Origin of the sequence: Streptomyces sp. W16 (genome assembly GCF_033194735.1) — a bacterium.
Taxonomy (GTDB): Bacteria; Actinomycetota; Actinomycetes; order Streptomycetales; family Streptomycetaceae; genus Streptomyces.
In genome coordinates this window covers 1-412 of record NZ_JAWOAI010001221.1, presented here as the reverse complement: position 1 = coordinate 412, position 412 = coordinate 1, and the positions used below count along the sequence as shown (strand labels likewise).

The following is a 412-nucleotide window of genomic DNA, read 5'->3' as shown; positions in this document are numbered from 1 at the left end:
CCACTGTGCAGTTCTCAAACAACGACCAACCACCCGTCACACACCACTCACGCGATGCTTTACCGGGGCCGGCACTGAAGGCAGCCTGTTACAGCCGTACCCTCAGACACCCAACAGCGTGCCCGGCACTACCGTCACTCGTGGTCAGCTTTCCACGCTCCAAAAGAGCAGTACTTGCAGCCCGAGATGACGGACAGTGCCGAATAATCAACGTTCCACCCTTGAGCAACCACCGTCGGACATCTGCCGACGTAATGGCCCTGGACCACCGAACAATGTTCGGCGGCCTAGATGCTCCTTAGAAAGGAGGTGATCCAGCCGCACCTTCCGGTACGGCTACCTTGTTACGACTTCGTCCCAATCGCCAGTCCCACCTTCGACAGCTCCCTCCCCACAAGGGGGTTGGGCCACC

At 59.2% G+C, this 412-nt stretch carries 1 rRNA gene; it reads right to left on the bottom strand.

What is annotated here, in order from left to right:
* Positions 1-302 precede the first annotated feature (302 nt).
* Positions 303-412: ribosomal RNA gene (locus tag R6V09_RS54315) — 16S ribosomal RNA — on the bottom strand; the annotation flags it as partial.